This window comes from Pseudomonas sp. PH1b, from assembly GCF_000633395.1.
Classification (GTDB): domain Bacteria; phylum Pseudomonadota; class Gammaproteobacteria; order Pseudomonadales; family Pseudomonadaceae; genus Aquipseudomonas.
Genome location: NZ_AYMU01000011.1, coordinates 210,689 through 226,909, shown reverse-complemented (window position 1 = coordinate 226,909; position 16,221 = coordinate 210,689). Strand labels below are relative to the sequence as shown.

Below are 16,221 nucleotides of genomic sequence, written 5' to 3'. Positions count from 1 at the left end.
TCCGGCGCGGGTGTTGCGGGCGGGTTCATCCATGGAGGGCTGCCATGCCTGGAAATGAGAGTGATTATTAATAGGCAATTTCCAGGACCCGGCAATCGGCAGGACATTCGTTTGCGCGGCTTTTTCTTTTGATTGCGCGGCGCACCGCCGACAAGCCCCCGAAAGGCGGGCCGCGCAAGCTAAAGGATAATCATTCTTAATTACAGAAATGCAATTTCCTGCTAGCGTATGGCCTCGTTTCAGGTTCACAGGGAGTTCGCCATGCTCAGCCCCAACGCTGCGCCGCAGCCTGTCAATAGAGATTTCACCCTGCAATTTCCCAACCCGCAGAGCGCCGGTACGGCGGCGGTAGTGCCGGAAATCACCTTGTCCACCGGCACCGTGCTGATGGACAGCCAGATGTGGATGCAGGAGCCCCTCTGGCAAGGCCTGAAAATCATCCTGGTGCTCAGCGGTCAGCTCAATTGCCGGGTCGAAGGCCAGCCCGAAGTGGAGATTCGCGGGCCGACCCTGTGCGCCGTGGCCAACCAGGGCGAGCACTGCGGCGACCACCTGTTCGCCAGCGGCGTGCCGGTGCGCTACACCACGGTGCAGCTGGACTTCCCGTCGATCCGCAATGTCGGCCTGGAACCCGAGCGCCTGCTGGACCCACTTGGCGGCGGGCCAATGTTGTTCTGCCAACCGGCGAGCAAGCCGCTGCTGGCCCTGGCCCAGCAGATTTTCACCTGCCCCCTGCAAGGCCCTACCCGCTCCTTCTACCTGGGGGGCAAGGCCCTGGAGCTCACCGCCCTGGGGGTCGAGGGCATTCTGGCCCAGGCCGAATCCCGGCCGCTGCAGGACAGCCCCTGCAGCTCGGCGGACATCGAGCGCATCCATGCCGCCCGCGACCTGCTGCTCAGTTCACTGCAGGCCTCACCGTCGCTGTCCGAGCTGTCGCGCCAGGTGGGCCTCAATCCGCGCAAGCTCACCGCCGGCTTTCGCCAGGTGTTCGGCACCAGCGTCTATGCCTACCTGCAGGAACAGCGCCTGGGCGAAGCCTATCGGCTGCTGGCCAGCGGCGAGACCAATGTCTCCAGCGCGGCCTATCGGGTCGGCTACAGCCCGGCGCACTTCTCCACGGCCTTTCGCAAGCGCTTCGGGGTCTCGCCCAAGTCCTTGCGTTGAGCCTTGCGCCCGCTGAACCGGGCGCCCTTCCCCCGCCGTACCGCAAACGAAAGAAATGGTCGCTGGAGCCAAAGTTTTAGCCCGCAGCCCAAGCTCACAAATGAGATACGTTTGCATTCTCATTTAATCCCCATCACGGAGTGAAGCATGGGCACCAGCGTTGCGCACCGAAACACCTCAGGTTGGCCTGTCGATCCCGCTTGCTCGCGCCCGGCGTTGCGCCGCAGTGCGCTGTCCTGCCTGATCCACGGCCTGGCCCTGGGCCTGTCGTTGACCCAGGTGGGCGCAGTGCTGGCCGCCGAGGCCGAGCGCGACCCGGAGCAACCGCTGGTGCTGGACACCAGCGTGATCAGCACCACGGCCGTCGATTCGCCCACCGGCCAGCAAAGCGGCTACGTGGCCAAGCGCAGCCTCAGCGGCACCAAGACCGACGCCACCTTGAGCGAAATTCCCCAGTCGATTTCCGTGATCACCCGCGACCAGATGGATGCCCAGCAGGTGCAATCGGTGAGCGAGGCGCTGCGCTACACCGCCGGGGTCCAGGCCAATACCACCGCCGCCAGCCAGCGCTTCGACACGATCTCGATCCGCGGTTTCGACGTCACCACCGGCATGCTTCGTGACGGCCTCAAGGGCAACACCGCCCAGGCCTGGCCCAAGGTCGAAGCCTATGGCCTGGAGCGCATCGACGTGCTCAAGGGCCCGGCCTCGGTGCTGTTCGGCCAGAACTCCCCGGGGGGCGTGGTCAACCAGATCAGCAAGCGCCCGCTGGACAAGGCCTTCCATGAAGTAGAGATCCAGGGCGGCAGTTTCGACCGTGCCCAGGGCCAGTTCGACTTCAGCGGCCCCCTGGACGATGAGGGCCAGTTCCTCTACCGCCTGGTGGGCCTGGAGCGCGACAGCGGCACCCAGTTCGATCACATCAAGGACGACAAGCAGTACTTCGCCCCCTCCTTCACCTGGAAGCCCAACGACGACACCAGCCTGACCGTGCTGGCCGACTACACCCAGGACCAGTTCGGTGCGCCACGGGTGTCGCTGCCGGCCCGCGGCACCCTGCTCGGCAACCCCAACGGCAAGGTCAAGCGCAACGTCTTCCTCGATGAACCGGGGCTGGACAACCACCGCACCCAGTACTCCCTGGGCTACCTGCTGGAACACCGCCTCAACGATGTCTGGAGCCTCAATTCCAGCGCCCGCTACGGCCACGTCAACCTGCTGACCAACACCGCCAGCGGCATGTCCCTGGCCTCGGACCTGCGCACGCTGAACCGCGCGGCCTATCGCTTTCGCATCGTCGGCGACACCTACTCCCTGGACAACAACGCCCAGGCCCGCTGGAACCTGGGCAGCACGCAGATGGTGTCGCTGCTGGGGGTGGACTACCGGCGCACCCGCGAGGACTACTACCTGCGCGGCGGCACCGCCTCGCCCATCGACATCTACAACCCGGTGCACGGCGGCACGTTCAACCCCAGCACCCCCTTCACCAACACCGTGCAACGCGCCGATCAGGTCGGGGTCTACGCCCAGCAGCAGTTCACCTTCGACGAGCACTGGGTGCTCACCGTCGGCGGACGCCAGGATCGCTCCAGCGCCCGGACCCAGGACCGCATCAACGATAAGGGCAGCAAGCAGGACGACGAGAAGTTCACCTACCGCGCCGGCCTGGTGTACCTGGCGGACAACGGCCTGGCGCCCTACATCAGCTACGCCACCTCGTTCGATCCGGTGCTGGGCACCAACTTCTACGGCACGCCGTACAAGCCCACCAGCGCCAAGCAGTCGGAAGTGGGGATCAAGTACCAGCCGCCGGGCATCGACAGCTACATCACCCTGTCGCTGTTCGACCTGACCCAGGAAAACGTGCAGACCACCGACCCGGCCGAACGCCTGAACAAGATCCAGACCGGCGAGATCAACGTGCGCGGCATCGAGCTCGAAGGCAAGGCCAGCCTGGCCCGGGGCCTGGACCTGCTGGCGACCCTGACCTACAACGACGCCGAGGTGAGCAAGAGCAACAACCCGTTGGAGAAAGGCAACCGCCCCACCGACACCCCGGAAAAAATGGCCTCGCTGTGGGCCGACTACACCCTGCCCGAAGGCCCGTTGAGCGGCCTGGGCTTTGGCGCCGGGGTGCGCTACATCGGCACCACCGAGGCCGATGCCGCCAACACCCAGAGCGTGCCCTCCTACACCTTGCTGGACGCGGCGGTGCACTACGACTTCGACAAGCTGATCCCGGCGGCCAAGGGCCTGCGCCTGGCGGTGAACGCCACCAACCTCACCGACAAGCACTATTACGAGGGCTGCTCGCTGACCAACTGCAGTGCCGGCTATGACCGCAGTGTCATCGCCAGCCTGCGCTACCGCTGGTAGGCCGCCGATGCTGCGCCTGCGCGACATCTGGCTCCGGGTCCACCGCTGGCTGGCCCTGGGCCTGGGGCTGTTCCTCGCGCTGCTGGGCCTGAGCGGTGCGCTGCTGGAACTCAAGGGGCCGATCCTGCGCTGGGAAGTGGGTGCGGCGATGCTGCAACTGGCCCCCGGCGAACACGGCGCGGCCCTGGAGCAAAGTGCCTGGACCGGCGCCGCCACCAGCGCCTACCCGCAGTTGCAGAAAGTCTTCGGCGCGGCGCCGCCACGCCAGGGCTTTCTCGAATCGGACAACGTGATCGTGTTCGGTGCCCTCAAGGACCGCCCCGGCACCGGCATCGCCATGATCGACCCCTACAGCGCCGAACCCCGGGGCTTCTTCGTCTTCGAAGAGCTGTGGCTGGCCAAGCTGGTGGCGCTGCACCGCAGCCTGCTGCTGCCGCCAGCCTGGGGTTCGAACCTGGTGCTGCTGTGTGGCCTGGTGCTGCTGGGCTCCCTGGGCAGCGGCCTGTACCTGTGGTGGCCGGGCCGGCGCAGCTGGTGGAAGGCCGCCAGCCTGCGCCCCGGCAGCCAGGGCAACCGGCGCCTGCGGGAATGGCACAACGTGGCGGCGGCCTGGTTGTGCCTGCCGCTGCTGCTGATCGCCGGCAGCGGTGCCTGGCTCGCGCGCCCCGAGCTGTTCACCTGGCTGACGGCCACGCCGATGGCCGTCAAGCCGCTGTTTTCCGCCGCCCACGGGCATTTGCTGCTGGGCACGCCTGGCGCCTGGCTGGCTTTTCTCTGCGGCATTTCGTTACCCCTGCTGTACCTCACCGGCCTGCTGTTGTGGTGGCGCAAGCGCGCTGCCCGCCGGGCCGTTCAATCGTTCAAGGAAACTAGCCATGACACACCGTGATTTCTTGCGCCGGGCCCGCCACGGGCTGCTGCTCGGCCTGCTGCCCCTGGGCCTGTTGTGGGCGGCCACGGCCAGCGCCGCAACCCTCACCGACCTGGCCGGGCGCCAGGTCCAGGTGCCGGACAAGGTCGAGCACATCCTGCTCGGCGAAGGCCGGATGATCTATTCCCTGTCGCTGCTCGAAGGCAAGAACCCCTTCACTCGCCTGGCCGGCTGGCAGGGGGATTTCCGCGGCCTCGACGTGCAGGGTTACGAGGCCTACCACAAGGTCTTCCCGGAGGCCGACAAGGTGCCGCTGGTGGGCGGCACCTCGGCCGAGACCTTCAGCGTCGAGAAGGCCCTGGCGGTACACCCGGACCTGGCGATCATGGCCCTGAGCGGCGGCCACGGCCCCAGCCCCGACAGCGAGGCGGTCAAGCAACTGGAGGCTGCCGGTGTGGCGGTGATTTTCGTCGACTTCAGCGACCATCCCCTGCGCAACACCGTGCCCAGCATGCGCCTGCTGGGCCAGGCCCTGGGCCGTGAACAGCGGGCCGAGGAATTCATCGCCTTCTACCAGCAGTCCCTGGCCCGGGTCCGCGACACCCTGGCCAAGGCCGGCACGGTCAAGCAGCCGAAGATCTTCATCGACATGCTCGCCGGGCTGCAGGACTGCTGCGGCTCGCCGGGCACCGGCAACTTCGGCGAGATGATCAAGCTGGCCGGCGGCCACAACATCGCCGACGGGCGCATTCCGGGCCCCATCGGCACCCTGAACGTGGAATACATCCTCTCCAGCGACCCGGACCTGTACGTCGCCACCGGGGTCTTCGCTGCCGGCCAGGGCGGTGTGACCCTGGGCTATTCGGCAACCTTGCAACAGGCCCGGGACAGCCTGCGGCAGGCCGCCAATCGCCCGCCGCTGAACGAACTGCGAGCGGTGAAAGAGCACAACGTGCACGGCCTCTGGCACATTTTCTATGACTCGCCCGAGCACCTGATTGCAGTCCAGGCCCTGGCCAAGTGGCTGCATCCCGAGCTGTTCAAGGACCTGGACCCGGACCAGACCCGCAGCGAGCTGTACCGGCGCTTCATGCCGATCCCGGCCACCGGCGTGTTCACCACGAGCCTGGCGCCATGACCCAGGCGGCAACCGAAGTGCACGCCAGCGTTGCCTCCCGCGACTACCACCGGCGCCATGGCCGGCGGGTGCTGCTGTTGTCTGGGCTGGCCCTGGCCCTGCTGCTGTCGCTGGCGGTGGATGTCACCACCGGGCCCTCGGGGATGAGCCTGTCGCGCCTGCTGCAGGTGCTCTGGGACCCGGGCTCGATGCCCCGGGTGGAAGCGGTGATCGTATGGAACGTGCGCCTGCCCTACGCCCTGATGGCGGTGCTGGTGGGCGCCGCCCTGGCCCTGGCCGGGGCCGAGATGCAGACCGTGCTCGACAACCCCCTGGCCAGCCCCTTCACCCTCGGCGTGTCCGCTGCCGCAGCCTTTGGCGCGGCCCTGGCCATCGTCCTCGGCCTGGGCCTACCCGGGGTGCCGGCGCAGTACCTGATCTCGGCCAACGCCTTCCTCTTCGCCCTGGCCTCGGTGGCCCTGCTGTACCTGCTGGCCCGCTGGCGCGGCTTCGGGGTCGAGAGCCTGGTGCTGTTCGGCATCGCCCTGGTGTTCGCCTTCAATGCCCTGGTGGCGCTGCTGCAATTCGTCGCCACCCAGGACAGCCTGCAGCAACTGGTGTTCTGGACCCTGGGCAGCCTGGCCCGGGCCTCCTGGGAAAAACTGGCGATCCTGGCCCTGGCGCTGTTGCTGTGCCTGCCGTTTTCCCTGCGCCAGAGCTGGGCCCTGACCGCCCTGACCCTGGGCGAGGAGCGGGCCCGCAGCTTCGGCATCGATGTCGGCCGCCTGCGCCTGTGGTCGCTGCTGCGCATCAGCCTGCTGTCGGCGCTGGCGGTGTCGTTTGTCGGCACCATCGGCTTCATCGGCCTGATCGCCCCGCACATCGCCCGCCTGCTGGTGGGCGAGGACCACCGGCTGTTCCTGCCGGCCAGCGTGCTCAGCGGCGGGCTGATCCTGTCCATGGCCTCCATCGCCAGCAAGGCACTGATGCCCGGGGTGCTGATTCCGGTGGGCATCGTCACCGCCCTGGTGGGCATTCCGTTCTTCATGGCCATTGTCATGCGCAACCGCCGAGGTGCCCTGTGAGCCGTTCAACATCACCTGTTGCGCTGCAGTCCGCTTCAGGGCTGTCCACTTCAGGCTTGAGCATGCAGTACGGCAGCCGCCAGGTGCTCGAGCGGATCGACCTGCCGCCGTTGCGTGCCGGCAGCCTGACCGCGCTGATCGGCCCCAACGCCGCCGGCAAATCGACCCTGCTGCGGGGCATCGCCGGCCTGCAGCAGACCTCGGGCCAGGTACTGCTGGACGGCGTCGAGCTCAATCGCCTGCCCCAGGTGGAACGGGCGCAGCACATCGTCTACCTGCCCCAGAGCCTGCCGGAACGCACCCGCCTGTGCGCCTTCGAAGCGGTGCTCAGTGCCGCCATGGCCGGGCATCGCGGCGCCGGGTTCGCGCCCGGTCGCCCGAGCCCGGCGGTGCTGGCCCAGGTCGAGCAGGTGCTGCTGGACCTGGACCTCACCGCCCTGGCCGACCGCCCGATCGACGCCCTCTCCGGTGGCCAGCGGCAGCTGGTGGGGCTGGCCCAGGCCCTGGTGCGCCAGCCCAAGGTGCTGCTGCTGGATGAACCCACCAGTGCCCTGGACCTGTACCACCAGTGCCAGGTGGTGGAGGCCATCACCCGGGCCACCCAGGAGCGCCAGTTGATCACCCTGGTGGTGGTCCACGACATCAACCTGGCCCTGGGTTTCAGCCAGCAGGTGGTGGTCCTGCACAACGGCCGTCTGGCCGCCGCGGGGCCGGCCCTGGAAGTGGTCAACCAACAACTGCTGCGCGACGTCTATGGCGTCGACGGCAGCCTGCAACAGGTGCGCGGTCGACCGCTGGTGATGGTCGACGGCCGCCTGCCCTTTCACTCAGCCCTGGGATAAACCATGACCCACGCTCAACAGTTGCCCCTCGATACCCTGGACACGCCCCAGGCCGCGCCGGCCTTCGACCTGCGCCCGCTGCTGGTGGCCAACCTGGCCTGCACCATGGCGATGATGGCGTTCGTTTCGCTGATCGGCCCCATTGCGCGAATTCTCGGCCTGGCCACCTGGCAGGCGGGGATGGCAGTGACCGTCTCCGGGGTGATCTGGATGCTCCTGGCCCGGCCCTGGGGCCGGGCCAGCGATCGCCTCGGCCGGCGGCGCATCCTGCTGCTGGGCACCGGCGGCTTCACCCTGGCCTTTCTCGCCCTCAGTGTGTTCATCGACGTAGCGCTGCATGCCCTGCCCTCGGCGCTGCTGGCCTTTGCCGGGCTGCTGCTGGGGCGAGGGCTGATCGGGGTGTTCTACGCCGCGATCCCGGTGGGCGGCTATGCCCTGATCGCCGACAACATCGAGCCCGAGCACCGGGCCCGAGCCATGGCGTCCCTGGGGGCGGCCAACGCCTGCGGGCTGGTCCTGGGCCCGGCGATTGCCGCGCTGCTGGCGCGCCACAGCCTGAGCCTGCCGTTCTATGCGCTGGCGGTGCTGCCGCTACTGGGCTTCGCCTTTCTCAAGGCGCGGCTGCCGCGCCAGGAGTTGCACCTCAAGCAGCCGCCCAAGTCGGTGAGCCTGGGTGACCCGCGCCTGCGCCGGCCGCTGGTGGTGGCGTTCATCTCCATGCTGTGCGTGGCCATGGCGCAGATCACCGTGGGCTTCTTCGCCCTCGATCGCCTGGGCATGAGCCCGGCCGACGCAGCGCAGACCGCCGGCGTCTCCCTGACCCTGGTGGGGGTGGCGCTGATCGCCTCGCAACTGCTGGTGCGCAAGCTGGAGTGGCCGCCGCTGCGGATGATCCGCATCGGTGCCCTGGTGGCGGCGCTGGGCTTTGTCGCGAGTATCGTCGCCGCCCACGCCTGGGTGCTGTGGCTGGGCTTTTTTGTCTCGGCCGCCGGCATGGGCTGGATCTTCCCCTCCTTCGCCGCCCTGGCCAGCAATGCGGTGGACGCTGCCGAGCAAGGCGCCACTGCCGGCTCCGTCGGCGCCGCCCAGGGCCTGGGAGTGGTGGTCGGGCCCTTGGCGGGCACCCTGATCTATGCAGTCGAACCGCGCCTGCCCTACCTGCTGGCGGCGCTGCTGTTGCTGCTGGTGGCATGCTGGCCAACTAGCCGCAAGCCGACGCAGGCTCAATAGAAAACCACGGCGCCGGCCCCGTTGCGTGGCCGGCGCCTGGGCATCAGTCGGCCCGGACGGACAGCGCAATACGCCGCATCGACAGGCCAAACAGCAGCAGGGCAAACGTCGCCAGGGCCCCGCCCGCCAGGCCGACATAGGCAAACCCCAGCTGGCCGCCGACCCAACTGCCGAGCAACGCACCGCCACCGATGCCGATGTTGTAGATCCCGGAGAACATCGCCATGGCCACGTCAGTGGCGTCCGGCGCCAGGCTCAGCACCCGGGACTGCAATGCCAGGCCGAAGCCCATGATCGCCATGCCCCAGACCACGCTCAGGGCCACCAGGGACCAGACGTGGCCATTGAGCGGCAACAGCAGGCTCAGGCACAGCGCCAGCAGGGTCACCGCGGTCAGCAGAAAACCCTGGGGGCTGTGGCGGTGCAGCCAGCTGAACAGCAGCGAGCCGATGATCCCGGCGCCGCCGAACACCAGCAGCACCAGGGTCACCACCTCGCCGCCCAGGCCCGCCGCCACCTTGATAAAGGGCTCGATGTAGCTGTAGGCGGTGAACTGCGCGGTGACCACCAGCGCCGTCAGCACATAGATCGCCACCAGCGCCGGGCGCTTGAACAGCAGCGGCAGGCTGCGCAGGGAACCGGAGTTCTGGCTCGGCAGCAGCGGCAAGGTGCGGATCAGCCACAGCACCAGCAGGCCAGCCATGGCCGCGATCACGCCGAAGGTGGTGCGCCAGCCCAGGGCTTCGCCCAGCAGCCGGCCCAGGGGAATGCCCAGGACCATGGCCAGGGAAGTGCCGGTGGCCAGCAGGCCCAGGGCCTGCACTTGCTTGCCCGGCGGCGCCAGGCGCACCGCCAGGGACGCGGTGATGGACCAGAACAGGGCATGGGCCAGGGCCACGCCGATGCGGCTGAGCATCAGCAGGCCGAAGTTGCTGGCCAGGCTGGAGAACACATGGCTGACGATGAACAGCCCGAACAGCACCGTGAGCAGCTTGCGCCGCTCGACGTTGCGGGTCAGCAGCATCACCGGCAGCGAGGTCAGGGACACGATCCAGGCGTAGATGGTGAGCATCAGCCCGACCCGTTCGGTGGGCAGGTCGAAGCTCGCGCCGATGGCACTGAGCAGCCCCACCGGCACGAACTCGGTGGTGTTGAAAACAAAGGCCGCCAGCGCCAGCGCGATGACCGGCTGCCAGTTACCTTGGGGTGTCGCCGCAGAATCACTCATGGGGGGCGTCGTACTCTATCGATGATCGAACAGGTCCAGGACCCGATGAAAAATGCACAACCCGGGCCAGCCTCCCTTGCCCCCGGATTGCCGACCAGGGCCCGTTGCCCGGGCCACGGCCTGGCGCCGGCTCAATGCCCTTGGGCGGCGCCCGGAAAGACTTGCATGGCCAGCGCCACGCCTTGCAGCAGACGCGCCGCGCTGACACCGTCGCGGGCCTGCACCGAGAGCCCGTGGAGCACCGTAGAGTAATAATCCCCCAGGGAAGTTGCATCGCTGTGGCTGGGCAGTTCACCCGCCTGCACCGCCGCTTCCAGGCGTTGGATGATGCTCGCGGTACGCGCCCGGCGATGTTCGGCCAGCCACTCGCGCACGCTGTCGTTGTCGCTTGAGCAGTTCACCGCCGAGGCCACCACCATGCAGCCCTGAGGGCCGTCGGGCCGAGTGTAGAGCGCCACCGCCTGCTGCAGCATGCGTTCGATGGCGACATAGGCGCGAGGCTCCTGCAGGGCCAGGTCGGCGAAGCCGCCTTCCTGGCTTTCATAGAGTTCGATGGCTTCGCGAAACAGTGCCTCCTTGGAACCGAAGGCGGCATAGATGCGCGCCGAGGCGATGCCCAGGGCCGCCACCAGGTCGGCCATGGAGGTGGTTTCGAAACCACGGCGCCAGAACAGTTCGAGCGCCTGGCGCAGTGCCTGGTGACGGTCGAATTCGCGGGGTCTTCCAGCCATGGGGGTCGGGTATCTCGTCGGGACAGGGAAGGTGTTCGGTTGCACCCGAACAGCCGGTTGGCGCAGGGCGCCGGGACGAAATGATATTAGATTTCAGCCGGCCGCGGCCATTTTCCGTGGCCGCGGCCTTGCCTGCGCCGTGCCTCAGTCACGGCCCTCCTGCAGAAACGGCAGCAGCAGCGCGAGAAATTCCTCCGGTGCCTCTTCCATGATGAAGTGCCCGCAGTCCTCGACAATGGCCCCGCGCAGGTCACTGGCATGGCCTTGCAGGGTCAGCAGCGGCGCATCGTTGGTGGCGTGCTCGGCGCCGATGGCCAGCACCGGCATGGTCAGCGGCCGCTGGGCCCGCAGCTGGTTCTGGCGCACGGTCTCGGGGATCGCCCGGTAGTAGGCGAAGCCTGCGCGCAACCCGCCCGGGGCGGCGTAGGCCTCGATGTAGACCTCGGCGGCCACCGCTTCGCGGCGATGGGACCAGTGGTCGAAGATGTAGTTCAGATAGGCCCGCTCGCGCCCGGCGATCAAGGCCTCCGGCAAATCCCGCAGCTGGTTGAACATGAAGTGCCAGAGAAAGATGTTCTGTTCTGGTGCGACAAAGATCGGCGGTGCGTCCGCCAGCCCCGGGATCACCGCTTCGGTCAGCGCCAGGCGCTCCACCGCTTGCGGATGGTCGCTGGCCAGGGCGTAGGCGATCCACATGCCGACGTCGTGGCCGACCACGCTGTAGCGCTCGAAACCCAACTGCCCCATGACCTGGTGCAGCACCCCGGCCACATGGCCGGTGTCGTAGCCGTGCTCCGGGCGGTCGGACTGGCCGCTGCCCGGCGGGTCCACGGCGATCGCCTGGAAGCCCTGGGCGGCCAGGGCCTGGATCACTTCGCGCCAGGCGTACCAGGTTTGCGGCCAGCCGGGAATCAGCAGCACCGGGCGGCCGGTGCCGGCGGTGACACAGTGGATGCGCTGGCCATCGACGCGCACGTAACGGTGAACCAGGTCGAGGCTGTCGGCCTGGGGGGTATCAGTCAAAGCATTCATGGTTTTTTCTCGATGAAGGGTTTCAGGCAATGCCGAGCATGGTGTTGATCTGTTGGCGGTCGATGCCGGCCCCGGCGAAGTCGTCGAAGATCCGTTCGGTGACCTGGATCATGTGGCGGTTGATGAACTCGACGCCTTCCCGCGCGCCGTCTTCCTGGTCCTTGAGGCAGCACTCCCATTCCAGGGTCGCCCAGCCCGGGTAGTCGTATTGCGCCAGCTTGGAAAAGATCCCCTTGAAATCCACCTGGCCATCGCCCAGGGAACGGAAGCGCCCGGCGCGCTCGACCCAGGAGCTGTAGCCACCGTAGATGCCCTGGCGGCCGCTGGGATTGAACTCGGCATCCTTGACGTGAAACATGCGGATGCGCTCGTGGTAGATGTCCAGGTAGCTCAGGTAATCGAGCTGCTGCAGCACGAAGTGGCTGGGGTCGAAGAGGATGTTGCAGCGCGGGTGATGGTCCACCAGTTCATAGAAGCGTTCGAAGCTGGTGCCGTCGTGCAGGTCCTCGCTGGGGTGGATCTCGTAGCACAGGTTGACCCCCTGCTCGTCGCACACATCGAGGATCGGCCGCCAGCGCCGCGCCAGCTCTTCGAAAGCGGCCTCGATCAAGCCTTCCGGACGTTGCGGAAAGGGAAACAGATAGGGCCAGGCCAGGGACCCGGAAAAGGTCCCCAGGTCGTCGAGCCCCAGGCGCCGCGAGGCCTTGGCCGCCAGCTTCATCTGCTCGATGGCCCAGGCTGTTCTGGCTTGCGGTTTGCCCCGCAGCGCCGCCGGGGCGAAGTTGTCGCACATCGCGTCGTAGGCCGGGTGCACCGCCACCAACTGGCCGAAGATATGGCTGGTCAGCTCACTGATCACCAGGCCCTTTTGCGCCAGTTGGCCCTTGAGCTCATCGCAGTAGTCCTGGCTCTCGGCCGCTGTGGCAACGTCGAACAGCCGCGCATCCCAGGCAGGGATCTGCAGCGCCTTGAAACCCAGGTCGGCAGCCCATTGGGCAATGCTCGGCAGGCTGTTGAAAGGTGCAGTATCGGCACTGAATTGTGCCAGGTGCAGGCTGGGGCCCTTAAGGGTTTTCATCGAATTGTTCCTATTCTTTGTCGATCGACAACGAATAGGGAGACGCTGCTGCTACGTCAATCACCGGCGTGCAGAAAATCTTTTCTGGCGCAGCTGCTCGCCTGCAGAAGCTGGCTTGCCAGCCCAGGCGTCGGCTGGACATGCCCAGGGCCGACAGGGCAAAAAAAACCCGCGATCAAGATCGCGGGCCTGGCTTGCATCAACACAGCATCACGGCCGGCTATACACCTCGCGCCCGGCAAAATAGGTCTTGAGCACCTGGGTATCGGCCAACTGCTCCTGGGGCACCTGGAACACATCGCGATCGAGGACGATCAGGTCGGCCTGCTTGCCCGGCGCCAGCGAACCTATCTGCTGCTCCAGGCCAATGGCCCGCGCAGCGTTGCGGGTGTAGGCGTAGAACAGGGTTTCGCGGTCGATGCCCTCAGCCTGATTGAGCACGCCCTTGGGGCCCTTGCGGCTGATGGCCTGGGCAATCGCCTTCCACGGCTCGGGGGTGCTCACCGGCCAGTCGCTGGCCCCGGCGATGGTGGCGCCGTTCTTCAGCAGCGAGCGCGCCGGGTACATGAACTGGAACTGCATGGCGCTGATGTAGGGCTGGAGCAAGTCGATGCTCAGCTCATCGGCGGAGGCCCAGTACAACTGCATGGAGGCGATCACGTCGAGGGGCTTGAAGCGCGCGAATTCCTTGGGGTTGACCAGCTGCAGGTGGGTGATCGAATGCGCCACCCCACTGTGCCGCTCACGCCGCGCCTGCTCGATGCCGTTGAGGGACTCGCGCACCGCGCGGTCACCGATGGCATGCACGTGCACCAGCCAGCCGCGGGCGTCGGCGGCGCTCACCAGTTCGCCGAAATGCGCCGGGTCGATCAGCAGCTCGCCGCCCTTCTTCGAGTTCTTGTAGGGGGTCAGCAGGGAGGCGGTCTGCGCCGGAAACTCGGCCACGCCGTCGGCGAAGATTTTGATCCCCGGCAGGCTCAGGTTCTCGATGCCGAGGAACTGCTGGCGCACCTGGTCCAGCACCTCAAGGTCCGCCGGCCGGCTCTTGGGATTGGCCACCATCAGCGCCGCGACCCGCAGTTGCAGTTCGCCTTGTTCCGCCAGCGCCTGGTACACCGGCAGCACGCCGACGGTTTGCGCCGTGGGTTTCATGGCAAACAGCGCCTCACCGGGCACGGCATTGGCCGCAGGGTCCATCAATGCGGTGATGCCCAGGCGGTGATTGAGATCCCGGGCGGCGCGACCAGCGTCCAGAAGCTGCGCGAAGCTCGGCGCCGGCAGTTGCGAGGTCAGTGCCGACAGGCCGGCATCGGCGACAAAGCCGTTGGGGCTGCCGTCGGGGTGATGACCGATAGTGGCCACGGCCTCGCCCTGCAGCGCCTTGACCCGTGCAGCATCGATGCCCGCACGCTTGAGCATGGCGCGGTTGGCCCAGCCGGTGTGGTAGTCCCAACCCACGAAGAGGATCGGCGTATCGGCCCATTCTCCCTGGTTGAACCGCTGCTCCAGTGCGTCCACCTGGCTCCAGTAGGTTGAGGGCAAGCCGCTCACGCTCAGGACGTCGCCATGGCGCGCCTTGCCGTCGTCGCGCCAACCCCGCAGGCGCTGCTCCAGCGAGTCCAGGGGCAACTGCTGGCTGTCCAGGTCCGCCGCCTTGAGCTTGAGGCCGCCGAAGATCGCATGGCTGTGGCTGTCGATGAACCCCGGCATCAGCACCTTGCCTTGCAGGTCGACGACCCGGGTGCCGGGCGCCTTGAGCGCCAGAACCTCGGCATCGCTGCCGACCCGGACGATCCGCCCCTGCTCCACCGCCACCGCCTGCTGCAGGGGCTGGCCTGGCTCAGCGGTGAACACCTTGCCGTTGTGCAGCAGCAGGTCCACTGCCGCCGGACTTTCCATCGATGCAAAAGCCAGCGCCGAGGCCAGCGTGATCGTCAGAGCATTTTTCATTGTTAGGTGCATCCCTGGGTCTGAATGCGCAGAGACTAGCCAACCTGCCGGCGCTTAAGAATACTGCTTCGCGCAAGGCATCCTTTCCAAAGAGGCAAGATTCCCATGGACCAGCTCGGCGCCATCACCATGTTCGTGACCACTGCCGACCAGGGCAGCTTTACCCGCGCCGCGGCCTGCCTGGGCAAGACCACCTCGGCCCTGACCAAGGCGGTCAGCCACCTGGAAAACCAACTGGGCACCCGCCTGCTGGAGCGCTCGACCCGACGCCTGGCCCTCACCGAGGCCGGGCACATCTACCTGGCCAGCGCCCGCCAGGTGCTGATCCACCTGCAGCAGGCCCAGGAGGACATCGACCAGTTACAGCAGGCAATGTGCGGTTCCCTGCGCCTGGTGGCACCGCCCTCCTTCGCCCCGGCCTTTCTCAACGGCGCCTGCTATCGCTTTCTCGAGCTGTACCCGCAGATGCGCCTGGAAGTGGAACTCACCGACGAGTTCGTCGACCTGCAAGGCGGTGGCTACGACCTGGCCGTGCGGGACGGCCCGGTGGCGCTGCCGGACCTGATCGCGCGCCCGCTGATCGCCAATCGCATCCTGCTCTGCGCCAGCCCCCGCTACCTGCAGCGCAAGCCGCTGGCGGTCACCCCCGAGACCTTCAGCGAACACGATTGGCTGATCTTCCGCCACCCGGCGCTGAACCCGCACTTCTGGCACTTCACCCTGGATGGCGAACGCCAGCGAGTGGCCCAGCCGGTGCCTCGGCTGGCCAGCGGCAACTATGATTTCCTGTTCGGCGCCCTGCTGGCGGGCCTGGGCCTGCAGCTGTGCCCACAGTGGAGCGCTGCGCCCTACCTGCGGCGTGGCGAGCTGGTGCAACTGCTGCCCGAAGCGCTGCTGGACCCGGAACAGTTCGGCCCGCAGATCCATGTCATCTACCCGGCCCACCGGCGCCAGACACGCAAGCACCAGGCATTCATCGAATGCCTGAAGCAGTACCTGGAGGAGCAGCAGTTGCACTGAGTCGAGCGCGACTCAGGCGCCGGCGTGCAGCACCGGAATCAGCCGCGCCGGCTTCACCGACTTGAAGGAAAAACTCGAATAGATCTCCTTCACCGCCGGCAGGGTCTGCAGCACCTCCCGGGCAAATTCGCCAAAGGACTCCAGGTCCCTGGCCAGCACTTCGAGAAGAAAGTCATAGCGCCCGGAGACATTGTGGCAGGCAATGATTTCCGGGATTTCCAGCAGCCGCTGCTCGAAGGCCCGCGCGGTGTCTCGGGAGTGGGATTCCATCATCACGCTGACAAAAGCAGTGACGCCGTAGCCCAGGGCCTTGGGCGAAAGAATGGCCTGGTAGCCAGTGATCACCCCGCTGTCCTCCAGCAGTTTGACCCGGCGCCAGCAAGGGGACGTGGTCAGGGCCACGCTGTCGGCCAGCTCGGCGGTGGTCAGCCGGGCATTGTCTTGCAGGGCGGTGAGCAGGGATTTGTCGATACGATCCAGACCTGCGGGCATAT

The 16,221-nt window shown here is 67.0% G+C and carries 14 protein-coding genes; 8 read left to right on the top strand and 6 right to left on the bottom strand.

All coding sequences use genetic code 11. The features are described from left to right. The first annotated feature begins 261 nt into the window (after positions 1-261). From U873_RS0119715 to U873_RS0119685, 7 genes are all read left to right on the top strand, one after another. A complete protein-coding gene (locus tag U873_RS0119715) occupies positions 262-1,164 on the top strand; it encodes an AraC family transcriptional regulator (protein WP_025129879.1) in 903 nt (300 codons plus the stop codon). 147 nt (positions 1,165-1,311) lie between these two features. Further along, positions 1,312-3,543 carry a TonB-dependent siderophore receptor gene (locus U873_RS0119710; protein ID WP_025129878.1) on the top strand — a complete coding sequence of 744 codons (2,232 nt, stop codon included), beginning with the start codon at positions 1,312-1,314 and terminating at the stop codon, positions 3,541-3,543. 7 nt (positions 3,544-3,550) lie between these two features. Next, complete coding sequence (locus U873_RS0119705) at positions 3,551-4,432, top strand: PepSY-associated TM helix domain-containing protein (RefSeq protein ID WP_025129877.1); 882 nt, start codon at positions 3,551-3,553, stop codon at positions 4,430-4,432. Then, positions 4,419-5,552, top strand: coding sequence for an ABC transporter substrate-binding protein (locus U873_RS0119700; protein ID WP_025129876.1), 1,134 nt, complete (start codon positions 4,419-4,421; stop codon positions 5,550-5,552). The genes U873_RS0119705 and U873_RS0119700 overlap by 14 nt, the downstream gene beginning before the upstream one ends. Continuing rightward, positions 5,549-6,616 carry an iron ABC transporter permease gene (locus U873_RS0119695; RefSeq protein WP_025129875.1) on the top strand — a complete coding sequence of 356 codons (1,068 nt, stop codon included), beginning with the start codon at positions 5,549-5,551 and terminating at the stop codon, positions 6,614-6,616. Before U873_RS0119700 ends, U873_RS0119695 begins: the two co-directional genes overlap by 4 nt. Positions 6,617-6,678: 62 nt before the next feature. Then, positions 6,679-7,458: an ABC transporter ATP-binding protein gene (locus U873_RS0119690; RefSeq protein WP_025129874.1), complete on the top strand. Its 780-nt coding sequence runs from the start codon at positions 6,679-6,681 to the stop codon at positions 7,456-7,458. 3 nt (positions 7,459-7,461) lie between these two features. Next, positions 7,462-8,688 (top strand): MFS transporter, encoded by a 1,227-nt coding sequence (locus tag U873_RS0119685; protein ID WP_025129873.1) that lies wholly within the window; start codon positions 7,462-7,464, stop codon positions 8,686-8,688. A 43-nt stretch (positions 8,689-8,731) separates the two neighbouring features. On the opposite strand, the gene U873_RS0119680 is transcribed toward U873_RS0119685, so the two are convergent. The 5 genes from U873_RS0119680 to U873_RS0119660 form a co-directional block, all read right to left on the bottom strand. After that, positions 8,732-9,916 (bottom strand): sugar transporter, encoded by a 1,185-nt coding sequence (locus tag U873_RS0119680; protein ID WP_025129872.1) that lies wholly within the window; start codon positions 9,914-9,916, stop codon positions 8,732-8,734. 131 nt (positions 9,917-10,047) lie between these two features. Beyond that, the gene (locus U873_RS0119675) at positions 10,048-10,647 is read right to left on the bottom strand and encodes a TetR/AcrR family transcriptional regulator (RefSeq protein ID WP_025129871.1); all 600 of its coding nucleotides are present in this window, start codon (positions 10,645-10,647) and stop codon (positions 10,048-10,050) included. A 144-nt stretch (positions 10,648-10,791) separates the two neighbouring features. Beyond that, positions 10,792-11,679, bottom strand: coding sequence for an alpha/beta fold hydrolase (locus U873_RS0119670; protein WP_025129870.1), 888 nt, complete (start codon positions 11,677-11,679; stop codon positions 10,792-10,794). Between the two features lie 22 nt (positions 11,680-11,701). After that, positions 11,702-12,757: a sugar phosphate isomerase/epimerase gene (locus U873_RS0119665; protein ID WP_025129869.1), complete on the bottom strand. Its 1,056-nt coding sequence runs from the start codon at positions 12,755-12,757 to the stop codon at positions 11,702-11,704. Positions 12,758-12,967: 210 nt separating this feature from the next. Beyond that, positions 12,968-14,707 (bottom strand): amidohydrolase, encoded by a 1,740-nt coding sequence (locus tag U873_RS0119660; protein ID WP_025129868.1) that lies wholly within the window; start codon positions 14,705-14,707, stop codon positions 12,968-12,970. 105 nt (positions 14,708-14,812) lie between these two features. Here U873_RS0119660 and U873_RS0119655 point away from each other — a divergent pair, with 105 nt between their 5' ends. Continuing rightward, on the top strand, positions 14,813-15,727 hold the full coding sequence (locus U873_RS0119655) for a LysR family transcriptional regulator (protein ID WP_025129867.1): 915 nt from the start codon (positions 14,813-14,815) through the stop codon (positions 15,725-15,727). Positions 15,728-15,739: 12 nt separating this feature from the next. Here the strand turns inward: U873_RS0119655 and U873_RS0119650 are convergent, their stop codons facing one another. Beyond that, the gene (locus U873_RS0119650) at positions 15,740-16,219 is read right to left on the bottom strand and encodes an Lrp/AsnC family transcriptional regulator (RefSeq protein WP_025129866.1); all 480 of its coding nucleotides are present in this window, start codon (positions 16,217-16,219) and stop codon (positions 15,740-15,742) included. Positions 16,220-16,221 lie beyond the last annotated feature (2 nt).